General features: G+C 45.7%; 9 protein-coding genes. 3 read left to right on the top strand and 6 right to left on the bottom strand.

From position 1 onward, the window contains the following. Positions 1-155: 155 nt before the first annotated feature. The 3 genes from QUB51_RS10605 to QUB51_RS10595 form a co-directional block, all read right to left on the bottom strand. Positions 156-1427, bottom strand: a complete 1272-nt coding sequence (locus QUB51_RS10605; protein ID WP_333259860.1) for an FAD-dependent hydroxylase — start codon at positions 1425-1427, stop codon at positions 156-158. Between the two features lie 425 nt (positions 1428-1852). Next, positions 1853-5359, bottom strand: coding sequence for a PAS domain S-box protein (locus QUB51_RS10600; protein WP_333259857.1), 3507 nt, complete (start codon positions 5357-5359; stop codon positions 1853-1855). 616 nt (positions 5360-5975) lie between these two features. Then, on the bottom strand, positions 5976-6644 hold the full coding sequence (locus tag QUB51_RS10595) for a glycoside hydrolase family 108 protein (protein ID WP_006634869.1): 669 nt from the start codon (positions 6642-6644) through the stop codon (positions 5976-5978). A gap of 99 nt (positions 6645-6743) precedes the next feature. Between QUB51_RS10595 and QUB51_RS10590 the strand changes: the two genes are divergently transcribed. The 3 genes from QUB51_RS10590 to QUB51_RS10580 all read left to right on the top strand — a co-directional run bounded on the left by QUB51_RS10590 (position 6744) and on the right by QUB51_RS10580 (position 10341). Continuing rightward, entirely contained in the window at positions 6744-8924 is a 2181-nt protein-coding gene (locus QUB51_RS10590) for a tetratricopeptide repeat protein (RefSeq protein WP_333259854.1), read from the top strand. Positions 8925-9170: 246 nt separating this feature from the next. Next, positions 9171-9767, top strand: coding sequence for a tRNA isopentenyl-2-thiomethyl-A-37 hydroxylase MiaE (locus QUB51_RS10585; protein ID WP_333051921.1), 597 nt, complete (start codon positions 9171-9173; stop codon positions 9765-9767). 91 nt (positions 9768-9858) lie between these two features. Continuing rightward, positions 9859-10341 carry a GNAT family N-acetyltransferase gene (locus tag QUB51_RS10580; protein ID WP_333051923.1) on the top strand — a complete coding sequence of 161 codons (483 nt, stop codon included), beginning with the start codon at positions 9859-9861 and terminating at the stop codon, positions 10339-10341. Positions 10342-10437: 96 nt separating this feature from the next. On the opposite strand, the gene QUB51_RS10575 is transcribed toward QUB51_RS10580, so the two are convergent. The 3 genes from QUB51_RS10575 to QUB51_RS10565 all read right to left on the bottom strand — a co-directional run bounded on the left by QUB51_RS10575 (position 10438) and on the right by QUB51_RS10565 (position 17554). Continuing rightward, complete coding sequence (locus QUB51_RS10575) at positions 10438-14280, bottom strand: PAS domain S-box protein (protein ID WP_333051925.1); 3843 nt, start codon at positions 14278-14280, stop codon at positions 10438-10440. A gap of 481 nt (positions 14281-14761) precedes the next feature. After that, a complete protein-coding gene (locus QUB51_RS10570; RefSeq protein ID WP_333051927.1) occupies positions 14762-16153 on the bottom strand; it encodes a malic enzyme-like NAD(P)-binding protein in 1392 nt (463 codons plus the stop codon). Between the two features lie 1005 nt (positions 16154-17158). After that, complete coding sequence (locus QUB51_RS10565; protein WP_333051930.1) at positions 17159-17554, bottom strand: hypothetical protein; 396 nt, start codon at positions 17552-17554, stop codon at positions 17159-17161. Positions 17555-17596 lie beyond the last annotated feature (42 nt).

The following is a 17596-nucleotide window of genomic DNA, read 5'->3' as shown; positions in this document are numbered from 1 at the left end:
CCAGATTAGACATCGGGGAATTTTGCTAATAGTTAAACTGTACTTCTATAGGAATTACGCATAAATACTAAAGAAACCGGGTTTTTGGCAGTTTATATGGGTTTTAACGAAGTATTCTCGCAAAAACCCGGTTTCTGACCACCCGTGCGTAAGTCCTAATTTTTCGCTAATTCCGGCGGCCGCCCCATCAAGCCTGTCATCAAGCGCAAGGCTAAAAACCTCACTGGGGGAATTGTCCGCAAACACCACAATCCAAAGCGGCGAAATGCTACAATTGGTAGCCAAGTATTGGAAAATAATCTGTCTAGAAAATCGGTAAATCCTAACACGATTAAATTCTCTTTTTTCCTCCAGTTGTGATACCGTTTCAATACTCGCAAGTCGCCGATGTCTTCGCCTTTTTGGTGCGCTTGCTGCAAGATTTGGCCGATCGCCCCAGCGTCTCGAATACCCATATTTAATCCCTGGCCGCCGACGGGATGGCAGCAGTGGGCGGCGTCGCCAATTAGTGCTAATCTGGGCAAAACGTAGCGATCGCTCTGCATTAACTGCACGGGAAACAAAAAGCGATCGCTTTCCAATTCCAAACGCCCCAACAGCCCGCCCGTGCGCTGTTCCAACAAAGTCAAAAACTCTTTTTCATCCATTTGTTGCAAAGCTTTAGCTTCCGCGTGAGGTGCTGTCCAAACTACTTGACAGCGGTTCCCCGGTAATGGTAAAACTCCCATCGGGCCGCTCGGCCAAAAGCGCTCAAAAGCGATATCATTGTGCGGTTTTTCTGCTTTAATAGTGATAGCAACGCAGGATTGCCAGTATTTCCACCCGCGAGTGCTGATGTTGGCTTCGGTGCGGATGCGCGATCGCGAACCGTCGGCGGCGACTAATAATTTGGTGCGAATTGTCCGAGTTTCGCCGTTTTGTTTGACTTCTATTTCGGCGCAATCGGTTAAATATTTTACCTCGACTACTTCCGCCGGACAAACCCAACTAAAATTCGGGTTTTTTGCCAAAGATTCTTGCAAAGCTGACAGCATGACTCCGTGCTCGCCAACGTAACCTAAAGCTGCTTTTGGTACGGGCAATTTGCCAGTATTTCCCAAATCCGGGCGGTGGAATTCGACCACACCGGGATAGTCGCCGTCGCAGAGGCTAATTTGCTCGAAGGTGGTGATTTGCGGCAAGATTTGCTGCCACACGCCGATACCTTCTAAGATCATTCCTGATAGCAAGGTAATTGCATAGGCTTGTTTTTTGGCTGCTGCGATTGCGGGGAGTTGGGTTTCAATTATTGCTATTTTCAATCCAGAATCTTTTAAGGCGCTGGCTAAGGTTGCCCCGACTATGCCCCCTCCGACGATGGCTATGTCAAAGTCGAGTGTCGGTGTTTGCGTCGAGGCTGTGGTTGGAGAAAGTTGGTTTACAGGCATTTTCAAGGGAATTTGTCAAGGTTAATTGGATTGTTACTTTTTTATTGTAAAGAATTATTTCGATTTAGGGCGATCGAGAAAGGGAGAGTACCGGCATTCGTGAAAATCCAGGTTTTCAGACTACGATATCCAAATGCAAGCCCAGGATGCACTCGCTACCTCAGAAACCCGGTTTCTTCCTATATTTCTCGTCACTCAACGCAAAACTCGTAGAAACCGGGTTTCTAGCCCCCCCGATGGATCAGCCCTGAAACTAATGACTAATGACTCATGACTAATGACTAATGACCGAAAGCATCCAGGATACCCGCCACGTGATTCATCCGTCCAGAAATAAAAAACCTGTATCCGAGAAACTTGCCCCTCGAATTTATCTCGCGCAAGTCAATGCTAAAATCTAAAATCTAAAATCTAAAATCTAAAATCTAAAATAGATTGACCATTTCCTTTGTGTTTTCGGTAGCCAGCGCTGATACTTCCTGGCAAATGGGAATCTCGATGACAAACTCTGCACCTTCCCCAGGCGTGGAAATACACCGCAATTTGCCTCGGTGTTTTTCAACTATAATCTGATAGCTGATTGACAGTCCCAAGCCTGTGCCTTTGCCGACTGGTTTAGTAGTAAAAAATGGGTCGAACAACTTGCCAATAACTTCTTGATTGATTCCCATCCCGTTGTCGGCAATCCGAATTGTTACTGTCTCGGAATTCGCACTGGTGCTAATCCGAATTCGGTTGTGGCGAGCATATATTTCTTTTGAAGAATGAGTGCTGTTGTACTCTTCGAGGGCGTCGATCGCATTTACTAAAAGATTCATAAATACTTGATTGAGCTGACCTACATAGCACTCTACTTTTGGAAAATTGCTGTATTCTTTGATAATCTCAATAGCGGGACGAAGTACATTAGCTTTGATCCGGTGCTGCAAAATTAGCAAAGTGCTTTCGATTCCTTCGTGAATATCTACTCGCTTCATCTGCGATTCGTCGAGTCGGGAAAAGTTGCGTAAGGATACAACTAAGTCGCGGATGCGATCGGCTCCAACTTTCATTGATTCCAAAATCTTCGTAAAGTCTTCCATTAAGTAATCAACTTCAATATCTTCGGCTGCTTCTACAATTTCTGGGACGGGATTTGGGTATTTCTCCTGGTAAAGATGGAGCAAACTGAGTAAGTCTGTGGCGTATTGGCTGGCGTGGGTAATGTTGCCGTAGATGAAGTTAATCGGATTGTTAATTTCGTGGGCGACGCCGGCGACTAGCTGGCCGAGAGAAGAGATTTTTTCGGTTTGGATTAGTTGAGTTTGAGCTTGGTGCAACTCGTGGACAGCTTTTTCGAGCTCGGCTGCTTGCACTCGATACTGTCCCTCCGACTGCTTGAGTGCTTCCAAAACTTGGACTCGATCGCTAATATCGGTGTGAGTTCCCACCCACTCGCGAACGCTGCCGTCGGCTGCCAAAAGGGGGACGGCCCGCACCCAGAAGTGTCTGTAGCTGCCGTCTGCAGCTCGCAAGCGGTGCTCGACTTCGTAGAGACTTTTTGTTTCTATGGCGCGCTTCCAAGCTTGTATTGTGCGATCGCGATCTTCTGGGTGCACTGATTTTATCCAGTAGTCCTTGTCTTCAGAACTCAAGCCCGTATAAGCTATCCAATCAGGCTGAGGCTTGTCGAAGATTCCGCTAGCGTTTGTCGTCCAAACCATCTGTGCGGTAGCCATGGCCAGCGATCGATATCTTTCCTCGCTCAGACGCACAGCTTCTTCGGCTTGGCGGCTGGCTGTCACGTCGCGCAAAATAGTTGTGAATATGATTTCGCCTGCCACTTCGAGTTTGGAAATAGAAGCTTCGGCGGGAAATTCCGTACCGTCTTGGCGGCGGGCGAAAATTTCTTTGCGGTGGCCCATTGTTCGGGCTTGTTTAACGCCTCCGCCGAAATTGCTGACGAGGTGACTGTGAGGGGTGGCAAAAGCTTCGGGCAACAGCAGGCTCAAGGATTGCCCGACCGCCTCAGCAGCAGTCCACCCAAAAATCCGTTCTGCACCTTGGTTGAACAGGATAATTTTTTGGTCAGCATCCACAGAAATAATCGCGTCCTCGGCAATTTCTAAAATGCCGGCGAAACGAGCTTGAGACAGTTGCAGCGCTTGTTCAGCTTGTTTGCGATCGCTGATGTCGCGGGCGATCGTCGAAATGTATGCGAGTTTGCCGCCCGGTGCGGAGTGGGAGATGAGGACTTGGCTGACGGGAAGTTCGAGTCCCGATGCTGACACGAAGGCTGTTTCTCCACTCCAAAAGCCCTCGGAAACAGCGGTGGCGATCGCTTGTTTCAAAGTGCTGCGGGCTGAGGCTGCCGTGAATTCTGCAACTTTTCGCTTGGATATATCTTCGTTTTCGCCTATACCCACCATTTTTCTGCCGGCTTTGTTAATGTAAATGGCGCGTCCTTCGAGGTTGTAGATACCTACAAAATCCGGGGTTGCTTCCAGAATTGCTGCTAAACTTCTGTTAGCGATTTCGGCTTGTTTGCTCTCAGTAATATCCCGCGCGATGCTAACTATACCGCTGATCTTTCCTAAGCCGTCCCGGTAAGCACTTTTTGTAGAAAGAAATATTCTCAAATTTCCTTTGACGGGCAGCTCTTCTTCGATCGCTTCCGTTGTTCCCGCTGCCATAATTGGGCGATCGGTTTTTATAATATTTTCCGCAATTTCCGGCGAAAACAACTCGCTGTCATCTCTGCCGATAATGTCGTCTACAGACTGGCCAATTATACTGGCTCCCGCAGCATTAAGCATTAGATAACGGCCCTGAATATCTTTGACAAATAGGGCTGCGGGCGTACTGTTGATTACTGTCATCAACAGATTGTAGTTTTTTTGAAGCGCCTGCTTTGTTGTTTGAGAGTCGAAAATTTGCTGTTGCAATTGCTCGTTGGTTATTTGCAGTTGGATAGTCCGTTTCTCAACTTGATTTTCTAAGTCTAATTTAGCTTTTCTCAGTCCCAGTTCCGCTCGATAGCGTTTCCGGTCTGCGCTGCAGAGAGTTTTGGCAGAATGCCAAATCAGAACTGTAAAAATAATCACGTTCAATACGCTTAACAGCGATATCCCTACCTCCGGCGTGTAGGCTTGTAACCGATCTCCCAATAGGATGAAATAACCGACTAAAGGTGGGATAATGATTGCCCGTGGCAACAAGCGCCGCGCCATGATGCCGCCCGCGCGATCGCTCGTCATTACTGCTATCAATCCTCGATCGGGACTGGCAAATAAAATGCCGCAGCTCAGCAACATAAATGCTGCGGATGTGTGCAAAGCCATCCCTGTATTATTGCCAATTTGGTAAAATAAAGCTTTGTCGTAGAAATAGCCTATCAAACCCGTAAATGCAATTAAAAATGCACAACAGCTTAAGATTTGAATCCGCAGGTATTTAGGCCGACGTTCTGACAGCAGCAGCAGCGCTGTTCCCAGCAATAAAAAAGCACCAGCAGTATTCGGTGCCATGCGTCCTGGTGTTCCGGTAATTGTCAATGTGTAACTTTCTTTAAATAGCAGTTGGTCCATGCCTAAGTCTAAATTAAAGCTATATTGAAGTAGGGTTAATAGGCTAATTAATATAATTAAAAATGAGGATAATAAAATCAATTTCTTATAATTTTTTTGAGGCTTTCTTGCTGTTAATTTGGTGCGCCTAGTCTGTTGGATGAATAGAGAAAACCCGCCCAAAATAAAGCATACCGCAGTATTGGCTTTCATGGTAACGAGTCCGGGCAGAATGCTTTTTAAGAGTTGCACATCGAATATCCAACCCAAAATGACTGTACAGCCGATCGCCATTACTGCAATACTCGCTTTTTTGCAAAAAGACTCGACTGCAGCCATTCGGGTTGAGGGCGTTTGCCGTTGTTGCGATCGTTCAAAAACTTCCAATTTCTCGCTCCCTCTAATTATTTGGTTTTTACGTATCAAAGGTAACAATAAACACTCTAGTGATATTGTTGCCTTAGATACAAAGCTGCTGAAGATTTGCTCAAAGCTGCTATGCATAAAATATGAATTATTTTACCTAACTTTAGATAGAGCGTCAAATGAAGGTGGAAGGCTCTTATGTAGAAGGCATTTGGGAGAATTGACTAATTTTTGTATGTGTAAATTTTAATAAAAAATTCCTTGTTCCTGGTTCGTTGTCCCTTCGATTTCGGAAATTGGCGCCCGATTCATCGGCAAGACGGAGTGTTTTTACTCAGTACATCGAGGGATAATGGTAGCGGATGAATCACTCTGCAACAAGATCGCTAGCATTGTCAATCGGCTGCTGTGGCTGTGGGAAATGCGATGGGCATAACAGATAAGACTCGGCGGTTGAAAACCGCTACTACATAAACTTTCGTCCCAGCAGAGAGGGACTAACCTGTGGAGCATTTAAACCACTAACGAAACCTGTAGGGTGCGTCGGCTCGATCGCTTCCACCGGCAAGGGAAACGCGGAGGCCCTCCTGCACCATACAATACTATTTTAAACGCTCCACAGCTTAACTGTTAACTGTTAATTCTTAATCTTGTTCACATAACCCCACAAACTGTAATCGCGACTCAGCCAACCCCGGAAAAAAGCCATTTGAGTCGGGTCTTCTTGTACCCGTTTGTAGCGGTAAATAATTCGTTCGTTAATCATTTGCAACGCGGTATTTCTATTATTCGCTCCTTTTAGCGCTTCCTTGGTGCGGGCATCAAAAACTCCCGTTTGCGGCAATCCTAATGCTTGCTGAAGAAAGGTAATAGAGTTATTAATACCGAAATTAACGGCAGTGTCAAACATGACGATCGCCAAAGCCGGCTGCATCGTGCCCGATAGGCTCGAATCCCAGTAATATTTATAAATTTCTAGGAGCTCTGCTTCCGACATCTGCGTCACGTCGAGGGGCGGAAGCCCACGACTGTAGCGGTAGGCGTTGTATTCCGTTTGCAAGACGCCCCGATAAGTTCTGCCGCCCTTATCGGCTGGGTGATTGCTGAATCCGCCCTCAAAATATAGGGTGAAATAAAGAGCAGTTTGAAATAATTTCTGCCGAAAGCTGGCTGTCTGCTGCTGCTGGGCGAAAGTCTTTTGGGCAAAGGGTAAGGGGATTGCTAAGGTTAACAAGAGTATCCCCAGCAGGAGGTTTGGTTTCCACTTGATGTTATGTTGGCGCTGTGTCGCTTGCTTGTCGCTCATAAATTCTCTGTGACGATCGCCCGTAGTTCCGCTAAAACTGCTACTCTGCAAAATAATATAGATTCAACCTTTAACTTGATAGCACAGATAGGCCGCCAAATGAATTCCGATTTTAGCAACCAATCCGAAACACCCCAATTTGAAGATGCTGCATCCCTGACAGTCGCTGCTGAAACCTATTACTCTCAAGGCAATTTAGCAGCAGCCGTCGCTGCTTGTCGCCGTGCTCTGGAATTGCAACCGGATTGGGCGGCGGCTTACGTGACAATGGGCAATGTGCAGCAAGCAAGCGGCCAAATTGAGGAAGCGATGCGGTTTTATTCCGAGGCGATCGCTCTGAATCCCGATTTTGCTGAGGCTTATGCTAATTTGGGCAGTATGCTCTACAAACAAGGACATTTGGTGGAGGCGGTTGTCAATTATGAAAAGGCGATCGAACTTAAACCGAATTTGGCTGCTGCTTACTGGAATTTGGCAGGGGCACTGAAGCAGCAGGGGCAGCAGGATGCAGCGGTAGCCTACGAGCAAAAAGCTCTCGAACTCAATCCCCACCTTGCTCAGGTAGATTTTCACTTAAATTTAGGAGATACATTAGCGCGGCAAGGGAAATTAGATGAGGCGGTGGCTGCATGGAAGCAGGCGATCGCATTTAAACCCGATTTAGCCGAAGCATACTGTCAAATTGGCCAAGTTTTGCGCCACCAGGGCAAATTTAAAGAGGCAATACCCAACCTTCAAAAAGCCCTAGAAATTAAACCGGATTTTATTTCTGCCCACCAACATTTGTGCGGCATCCTCAGAGATACTAGCGATTTAGCTGCCGCGCGGCAAGCCGTGCACCACTACAGCCAAATGTGTGCCGAAACAGATCCAATTATGACCGCGATTTACTTCATCAGCACCTATCAAGTGTCGGGATTAAATCAAATTGCGGGCGATCGATTTTTAGAGCTAGAGTCGTACTTGCAGCAAAACTTAGAAACCGCTAGCCCGGTGGAAATTAAATCGCTTTATGCAAACTTGTTATTCAGCACGCCCTATTTGCGAGATGACTTGGCGGCCAACTCAAAACTTTACAGATTAATTGCTCAAAAGTATATCGACCAATGTATTAAACCTAATTTTTCTCAACCCGCAAATTACAGTTTCAAACCAACGGTTCCATCCAGCCAGTTAAAAATCGGCTTTTTGTCCAATCACTTCAGCCGCCATTCTGTAGGTTGGTGCAGCGCTGACATCATTTGCGAATTGTCAAATATCACACCAAATGTGTATTTGTACGCTTCCGAAAGAATTGTTCCTGACGATCGCACTCAGCAATTTGAAAGTTTTGGCAAACTGACTTTTCCCACAACCTACCCGAACGGAATTGCAAACTCTGCCGAAATTATAGACCAAATTCAGCAAGATGAATTGGACGTTTTAGTTGATTTAGATTCTCTCAGCGTACCAGTTCACGCTGACATTCTCTACCAAAAACCCGCACCAGTTTGTGTTTCTTGGCTGGGATTTGACGCCCCTTACATATCGCCGAAAAATTACTTTCTTACAGACGGGCACTCGCACCCAGCAGACAGGGAAAAATATTATGACGAGCAGCTAATTAGGATGCCTGATTCCTTTGTAGCGGTGTCGGGTTTTCAGAGATATGGAGTCGATCCCGTTGCATTGAGAAGATCGCATCGGATCGGTTTGGATCAGATAGTTTACCTGTGCGTGGCTCCCGGCAGAAAATTTAATCGCGAGTTGGTAAAAGCACAAATTGCCATTCTCAAAGAAGTGCCGAACAGTATCTTAATTCACAAAGCTTTAGGCGATGCTGCGGTGTTTGAGGCTGCATATCACCAAGCTTGCGAAGCTGAGAAAGTGAGCAAGCACCGAATTAAGTTTTTGCCGAGGTTTGCTACTGAGGAAGAACACAGAATTATCTATTTGCTGGCAGATGTGTTGTTAGATTCTTATCCTTACAACGGAGGAACTCAAACTTTAGAGGCTTTGTGGTCTAATTTGCCGGTGGTGACTCGCACAGGAGAGCAATTTTTGTCGAGAATGGGTTATTCGTTTTTGCAGACTTTGGGAATTGAAACAGGTGTGGCTTTGTCTTTGTCGGAATATGTGGAAGTTGGTGTAAAATTGGGTAAAGAGCGTGAATTGAGAAATGCCATTAAATCACAGTTGGTGAAATCTAAAGATCCAGCCAATTTGTCGCCGCTGTGGAATCCGAAAAAGTTTGCGGGTGATATGTATGCGGTCTTGGAAAAATTATGTAAAATAGGATAACGCGCTAATTATAGGATAAGGTGCGTCAGGCCAAACAATCCGCAATGTGAGAAAACATCATAAGGAATGAGAATTAAATAACTTCCACAAGTTTGTGGGATGGGCGTCCCGCCCGTCATGAGTGGACGGGCTTTCAGGCCCATCCCACAATAACAATTAAAATTATAAGTTATTTAATTCGCGATCCTAACCTGACGCACCCTAAAATGACTAATCTAAAGTCTAAAATCTGAAATCTAAAATGGTATGACTTCAACACTGCCAACTATTAAGTTTTTAAAACAGCCGACTTCGGAAGCTTGGGTGGAACAGGCGATCGCCCATTTGGATACAATCTTATTAGACCATTCTCACTGCGAGCGGAAAGCGGCGGGAGTAGCGTTAAATTTAATGTTTCGCTACCCAGCAAAGGAAAAATTGGTGAGGATGCTAACGGGGATCGCCCGCGAAGAATTAGAGCATTTCGAGCAAGTCAACCAGCGGTTAGAACAGCGCAGCATTGCTTTGGGCCCTTTGGCTGCACCTCCCTATGGTGCCGGTTTGTCCGCCCAAATTCGCAAGCAGGAACCGGAGAGACTTTTGGATTCTTTGTTGGTTTCTGGTTTGATAGAAGCGCGCAGTCACGAACGGTTGGGGCTGCTGGGCGATCGCTGTCCCGACGCCCAATTAGCTAAGTTTTACCGCAGTTTGATGGCTTCGGAGGCGCGCCATTACGGGGTATATTGGATTTTAGCAACAACTTATTTCGATCGGGATATTGTGATGCAGAGGTTGGAGGAATTATCATTAGTAGAGAGCGAGTTGCTCGCAAGTCTTCATCCCGAACCGAGAATTCACAGTTAAAAGCTAGGTGCATTTAAAAACTGTAAAACACAAAAAATGAGTAAGTTTACAGTTGCTAAAGTCAAAAAATAAATATACGTTGCAATAACCAATGAAAACCCAACATCTGGATTTTTTAATTCGTTCATGGGAAACCCGCGATCGCGCTGAGGCGTTCTATTTAATTAGGGATGTTTTAGCAGAGTACGGTTTAAAATGCGAACCTCACGGGGCAGATCGAGATGTCTATGATGTAGAACTACATTATCATAATCAAGGTGGCGAATTTTGGGTAGTTGAGCGGCAGGATAAAATAGTCGGTACGGCGGCTTACTATCCGATTGAGCGCGGAAATAATGCTGTGGAAATTCGCAAAATGTATATTTTGCCAGCAGCAAGAGGACAGGGTTTGGGTAAATTTTTACTGCAAGAATTGGAAAGTAAAATTATCGCTCGCGGCTTTGATGAAATCTGGATAGAAACTGCTAGCATTCTCAAAGAAGCTGTAAAAATGTACGAAAATAGTGGATATCTACCGACAACTGGTGTGGAGACGCCAAGGTGCGATCGGGTTTACGTAAAATATCTAGGTTAGAAGCAAAGTCTAAGAAACCGGGTTTCTGAGAAAATGTCGGTTGGGTGGCAAAATATCTCGGAAGAAACCCGGTTTCTGGGAATTTTGCATTGGGTTTTAATTTATTTTTTGCTGCAGAGGAATCTCGATCGCAAATTCGGAACCTTCTCCCACTACAGAATTGCAAGAAAGCTTGCCGCCGTGTTTTTCTACTATAATAGAGTGCGAAATAGCCAATCCTAAGCCAGTTCCTTTGCCAATGGGTTTAGTAGTGAAAAACGGGTCAAACAAGCGCTTTTGCACATCTTCGCTCATCCCAGGGCCGCTGTCAGCTATCCAGATGGCAACGCTGTTATTGTCGGTTACTTGGGTGCGAATCGTAATTGCGAGATTTTTGTCGGTGCGATCGGATTTCTTCATCTCCATTTCCAATGCGTCTAGCGCATTGCTCAACAAATTCATAAATACTTGATTTAACTGACCGGGATAACATTCAACTAAAGGCAAATTACCGTATTCTTTAATCACATTAATTGTCGGGTAATCGGCTTTATGTTTCAGGCGGTTTTGCAAAATCAGCAGTGTGCTTTCAATGCCTTCGTGAATGTCAACTTGTTTCTTTTCGGCTTCGTCAAGTCTTGAAAAAGTTCGCAGGCTCAAAACTATGTCGCGGATGCGATCGGCTCCGACTTTCATAGATGCTAAAATTTTAGGTAAATCTTCAATGAGATAATCAATTTCTAAGTCATCCCTTGCATCTACAATTCTTGCGCTAGGCTGCGGGTATTCTTTCTGGTAAAGTCGCAGCATTTTTAGCAAGTTTTGAGTATATTCGCTGGTGTAGCTGAGATTGCCATAGATAAAATTAACCGGGTTGTTAATTTCGTGGGCGACACCTGCTACTAACTGTCCCAAACTCGACATTTTTTCACTTTGAATTAATTGAGTTTGGGTGCGTTGGAGTTCGCGCAAAGTTTCTTCTAGCTGTTGAGTTTGAGCTTGAGCTAGTCGGGCAGCTTGGCGGGTTTGGGTGTAAAGTTCAGCGTGGTCGATCGCGATCGCAATTTGAGCGACTACCGCTTGCATCAGTTCGACTTCCGATTCGCTCCAATTTCGCATGGAGATAGCCTGATAGCAGGTAATCACCCCAATATCGCCTGCTGCAGTATGAATTGGCAGCGACAGCACAGAGTTAAAATTTGAAGCCTGGAAAACTTCGCGCAATTCTACATCTTCAAAAGTGCTGACATCATCAATTCGCAGAATTTCTCGCCGCAAAATCTGTCGCACTGCGAGACTAGATTTGTCCTCTACAGGATAAGTGCCAAGCATACTTGGCAAATCTGCATTCTTCGCTTCGTAAGTTACTTCCCAAACCGGAGGATTGGTGTTGGGGCGATACCAAGTGAAGATGCACCAATCTAGGTGCATCAGATTGCGAATTTCTTCAACTGCGGTTGCTACAATTGTGTCTAAATCTAAAGAAGTGCGGATTTGGTTGGCAATTTGATTGAGCAGTAATTCTCGCTGAGCTTGCTGTCTGAGGGCTTGTTCCGATCGCACTAAAGTTTCTTCTGCAAGTTTGCGATCGGTTAAATCTTGGATCACTACTTGGATAATTTTTTCATTTCCCACCTCGATGACTGTCAGCACCACTTCTGCGGGAAAATCAGTACCGTCTAAGCGCTGGTGAACCCAATCAAAACGGTGCTTTCCCCGCTCAAAGGCGATCGCGATCATTTCGTGGGCCAAGCTCAAAGAATCTCTGCCGTTGGGTTGAAAAGGAGGCGAGAGTGTGCCAGGGTTTTGGCCGTACAACTCTTGCGGGGTAGTGCAGCCAAATAGTTTTAGGGTGGCTGTGTTGGCATCGGTGATGGCATTGTCACATAACATAAAAACAGGCAAACTGGTTAATTCGTAGAGCGATCGAAATTTGGCTTCCGACTGCTGCAATGCGGCTTCTGTTTGCTTGCGATCGGTAATGTCGGCAACCATTGCCAAAGCGCCCATATAGCGTCCCTGTTTATCTACCAAGGAATTAGTAGAAACCATCGCCCACAAGTCCCTGCCGTCTCGGCTACGGAACTTAAAATCGAGCTGTTCGCGAATTCCTTCACGGCGGCGTTCGAGGCTGATTTGTGCGATCGCGATGCCTTCTGCATCCATGAAAGCAAATAGCGACTTTCCGATCATTTCCTCTGGAGTGCAGCCGAGCATATTAGCCATTTTTTGGTTAACAAAAGTAGTTTTACCCTCCGTATCTATCATCCAAATTCCTTCGTCTGCTGTCTCGACAATGCACCTGTATTTTTCCTCGCTTTCTCTGAGCGCTTCTTCTGCTAACTGGCGAGCCGTAATATTTTGAGTCATTAGCAATCCGCCGATAATTTCTTGCCGTTCGTTTCTGACTGGCAAAGTATAACCGACGTAGACGCGATCGCTGTAAATAAATTCTGTAACAACTGTTTCTCCTGCCAGTGCCGCCCGATAATTTGGCTCGACAGCAGCGCAAAAATCTGGCTCGAATACTTCCCAGATTGTCTTGCCTTCCATCAATTCTTTTGCAAGTCCCACGGCGGCTAATTCTGTACCTTCTACCAGCGTGTAGCGCATTTCTGGATCGAACAACATCACCGCACCATTAGGAATGTTGCTTGCCATAGTGCGGTAAAGCTGTTCGCTTTTTTGCAGCGCAGCTTCTGCTTGTTTGCGATCGCTAATGTCAACTACAACTGCACCGATGCCGATCGCCTCGCCATCTTTGTCTAGCAAGGGAAAATAAGAGCCTGTTAGGTGTCGGACAAACCCAGGCTTTCTGGGGTTGTCACCACTCATCTCTATGTTAATTAATGGTTGTTTTGTCCTCAAAATTTTTTCGTACAAAGGCTCTATTATGGGAGCGATATTTGGCAATATTTCGCGTACAGTCTTGCCGATGTGAGCTGCTGGACTCAGGCAATTTATTTCTGCTAAAAATTGATTAATTTGCACGTAGCGCAACTGCGAGTCCAAAATACAAAGTCCCGCCGGAGCCTCCTTTAAAAACGCATCAAATAGTCCTTGTCTTTGTGCTAATTCTTGTTCTAAAGCTTTGCAAACGCTGAGATCGGTTAAAGATCCCATCATCCCCACAACTTCTCCCATTTTGTCTTTCAATAGCGAGAGCATCAGGTGCGAGTAAAATTTTTCTCCAGATTTACGGCGTGTTATAACTTCTATTTCATGCTCGCCTTTTTCTTGTAGCGGTTTGATGACTTGCTGTAACAAAAATTCGTGTTCTTCTGGCGGGTAAATTAGAGAAATGTGCTGTCCGATAGCCTCAGTTGCTTCATAGCCGTATAACTTTTGGCAGGCTTGATTCCACATGGTGATCGAGCCGTCCATATCTGTAGAAATTACCGCCTCGTGAATTTGGTCGATAATTTGACTTTGGAGACGCAATTTTTCTTGAGTTTGCTCCAGTTCGGCGATTTTTTCTTCGAGTAGTTTCTGAGTTTTTTCCAGTTCCGCAGTCTGCTTTGTCAGCAATTTTTCTAGATGTGAATTGCTGTGTGGCGACGCTGATTCTAGGGGAGCGCTATTTTGATCCCGATTATTAAAGATTTCTTCAACACTTAGCCAAATCGCGGACAGTCCCTCTGTTTCAATTGCCCGCTCGGAAACTCGCACGGGTACGAGATGCTGGTTTTTATGTTTGTATGCTGCTTCGCACAGGTGCGTGTGGCTATTTTTTGCTTGACATTCTAGATATTTTTCTGGGCCCGCGCACTGTGTTTGCTGAATTTCCCAGTAGTTGAGGTGGAGAGTTTCTGCAACTGTGCGGCCGATAATACTTGCAAAAGCTGGATTTACGTCGAGAAAAGTCCCGTCCGTCCGGCACAATGCCAGCCCTATCGGGCACAGTTCTAACAATTGGCAACGGGAGCGATTGCGCTTGGCTTTTCCTAACTGGCTTTGCATCTGACCTAGCTGGACTTGGTTTATTTAATTATATCTTTATTATCTTGTTTATTGCTGTGAGTTTTATCCTTAATTAAAAAAGAGGGAAGAAGGAAGTTCGGCAACGATCCCTCTACGGGATTTAACAAATGTAACGGATAGATGCTGAGCTTGGAGGGAAGAAGGAAGAGATTGGAGGTTCGAGGTTCGAGGGAAGTTCGGCAACGATCGCGCGATCGGGATTTAACGGATGGATGTTGAGGAAAAAGACAAGATGGGGAAACAAAAGTGAGTAATAATCACCGGGGAGGAGGAAAGAGGGAATGAGAAGAAACCCGAAAAATCACAAAAGAAGAAGTACAAAACTGGTACAAAGACCATTAATTTATACATGGTATCTTCCCTCCAACCTTCTTCCTTCTTCCCTCTTCCGACGGACATCCATTACATCCGTGACATCCGTGACATCCGTCGAGCGAATCCGTTGCCGAACTTCCTTCAATTAATCGCGGGCAATACCTTCGGATCGAGCGGCCAACTGTACTGCACCGGCGACAGCAATGGCAACTCTTTCGTCAAAAACCGAGGGTATAATGTGCTCTTTGTCAAGCTGAGAAGGACTGACTAAAGAGGCGATCGCATAAGCTGCTTCCAAGTACATAGTGGGCGTAATCGTGGTCGCTTTGCAGTCCAAAGCGCCTCGAAATATCCCCGGAAATGCCAAAACATTGTTAATTTGATTCGGGTAATCGCTGCGTCCGGTTGCTACGATCGCCGCATCTTCCATAATTAATTCTGGCTGAATTTCGGGAATGGGATTTGCCATTGCAAAAACAATGGGATTTTCGGCCATCGAACGCACCATAGATCGGGTGACTACGCCGGGGGCGCTGACGCCTAAAAATACATCGGCACCGGCGATCGCATCTTCCAAAGTACCGCTCGAAGCCACGGCAAATTCTAGTTTTTCTGGGTTCATATCCGTGCGGTCTTCGGAGAGGACGCCTTTGGAGTCGCACATGATGATGTTTTGGGCACCTGCTTTACGCAACAACCGGGCGATCGCGACTCCGGCCGCACCGGCTCCGTTTATCACGATACACACTTCTGAGATGGTTTTTTTGACGATTTTCAAGGCATTAATTAATGCTGCCAAACTAACAATCGCAGTGCCGTGCTGGTCGTCGTGAAAAATCGGAATATCTAAGGTTTCCCGCAATCTTGCTTCGATTTCAAAGCAGCGGGGAGAAGAAATATCTTCGAGATTAACGCCGCCAAAAACCGGGGCGATATTCTGCACTGTGCGAATAATTTCCTCAGTATCTTGGGTATTCAAACAGATAGGAAAGGCGTCAATACCTGCAAATTCTTTAAATAGCATGGCTTTGCCTTCCATAACTGGCAGTGCGGCGGCAGGGCCGAGGTTTCCCAGTCCCAAAACTGCGCTACCGTCGGTAACAATGGCAACAGTATTTTGTTTGATTGTGAGGTTATAAACTTGTTGCGGGTCATTGGCGATCGCCGTGCAGATGCGGCCCACTCCTGGAGTGTATGCCATAGCTAAATCCGACTGGCGTTTGAGGGAAATTTTGCTAACTACGCTGATTTTTCCGCCGCGGTGCAAGTTGAAAGTGCGATCGTACACGTCGATCACTCTGATATCTGGCAGTGCTTTCACTGCTTGCACTATTTCTTCGTTATGCTCGAGGCTGTAAGCATCGACGGTGATATCGCGAACGGTAGTGGCGCGGGTTTGCTCGATCAAGTCGATTTGGCCGAAGTTGCCGCCGACAGATGCGATCGCGCTGGTGACTCTTGCGAGCATTCCCGGCTGGTTCGGCAGAGCAACCCGAATTGTTAAACTAAAGCTGGGATTGGGTGTCAGTTTTACCATGATGTCTTGATTTCAGATTTGAGAATTTCAATCTTAGATTTTATCGCCAATGTTAGGCATAAAATTTAATAATTCAAATTTTCAACTGAAATTTTTAACAAATTCTATGAGCCTGTGGTGCGATCGCTCTGCACTGCCAGGGGTGTGGCTGGAAAACTAATCTTTTTTTGAGTAAATCTGTGCTCTGTTTCTAGCTTGTTACCAGGAATTTCTTCATGTGGTACCCGCCACGTGATTTATCCGTGGAATCAATCCAAAATCTAAAATCAAAAATCCTTGCGTCCCCCGCATTTATCTCGCGCAAGTCAACCTAAAATCTAAAATCTAAAATCTAAAATTGATTGACTCTCCCACAAATAGCCTATTTTTTGTCAATTTCCCCGCGAACCGCGAATATGAAGCGCGGATGTAAAAACCTGGTTTATGAGGTCAATCGATTTTAGATTTTAGATTTTAGATTTTAGATTAAAGAATTGAAGCATTGACCCCAGGGATAAATTCGGGGACTTCTTTATCGGATACAGGTTTTTTATTTCGGGACGGATGAATCCGGGGGCTTGTATCCGGGATGCTTTCGGTCAACCTGCGGAACTATTATCTATTTTTGAGAATATTTCTGCTTATTCTGAACATCAGCAGATATTTCGCAAAAATCTATTTTCTAGCGATACCGCCTAATTCCTGCTGCTGTCTTTTGAAGCGAGACACCCAGGAGAGTTGATGCGGCTTTTTGGTGGCCTTTATGGGGAATGTAAAAAGTAGATGCACGGCTGTTTGAGCCGGCAGGTAAAAATCTGAGCGACTGACAAGCGGGTCTTTGATATATATTTTGTCTGGTTTAACACTTGCCAAAGATTGCGACTGCAACCTTGCAAACGCTCTAAATTACCTGCACGCTTTGCCCGATAATTCCAGGGAGTGTAACTAACAGACAATCTACCCCGCGCCGACACAGGCACAGCTTGGGCCGAACCCTGTTGAGTAGGTGGTTGCTAACTGTCAATTTTACCGATCGGCTGCAGCATCGGCCCATATAATTGTAAAGAATTTGCAAGCCAGACAATCTGGGGGAACTTTTTCTAAGTCTTGCATATCTACCGGTTGCTCTGCTTCGCTGCCGGGGGGAACTATGCACAGAGCAACTTGTCCGACTCCAGCCATGAGTTCGGCAACTCGCTCCAAAATACTGTCGATTTTTTCCATTAGTTGCTCTGCTGCATCGAGACTTGGCGCGATGATGAAAAAGGTTTTGACTCCATCGGGACAAGGAGCGAAGCCAAGGGTACACTCTCGTAATAGTGCTTGGGTGGAGAGACTGAAACCGTCGTAGAATCGAGCGATTACTGCTTGATAAAAGGCGATTGTCAGAGAGCGATCGCCAAAAATAGGTTGAGGTAACATAACTACTTCCTTTCGTAGGATTTTTGGGAGCATTGAAAAAAT

This window comes from Microcoleus sp. AT8-A3, from assembly GCF_036705675.1.
In the GTDB taxonomy this organism is placed as follows: Bacteria; Cyanobacteriota; Cyanobacteriia; order Cyanobacteriales; family Microcoleaceae; genus Microcoleus.
Note: the sequence above shows the minus strand (reverse complement) of the source record. Positions and strands in the feature narration are given on the sequence as shown.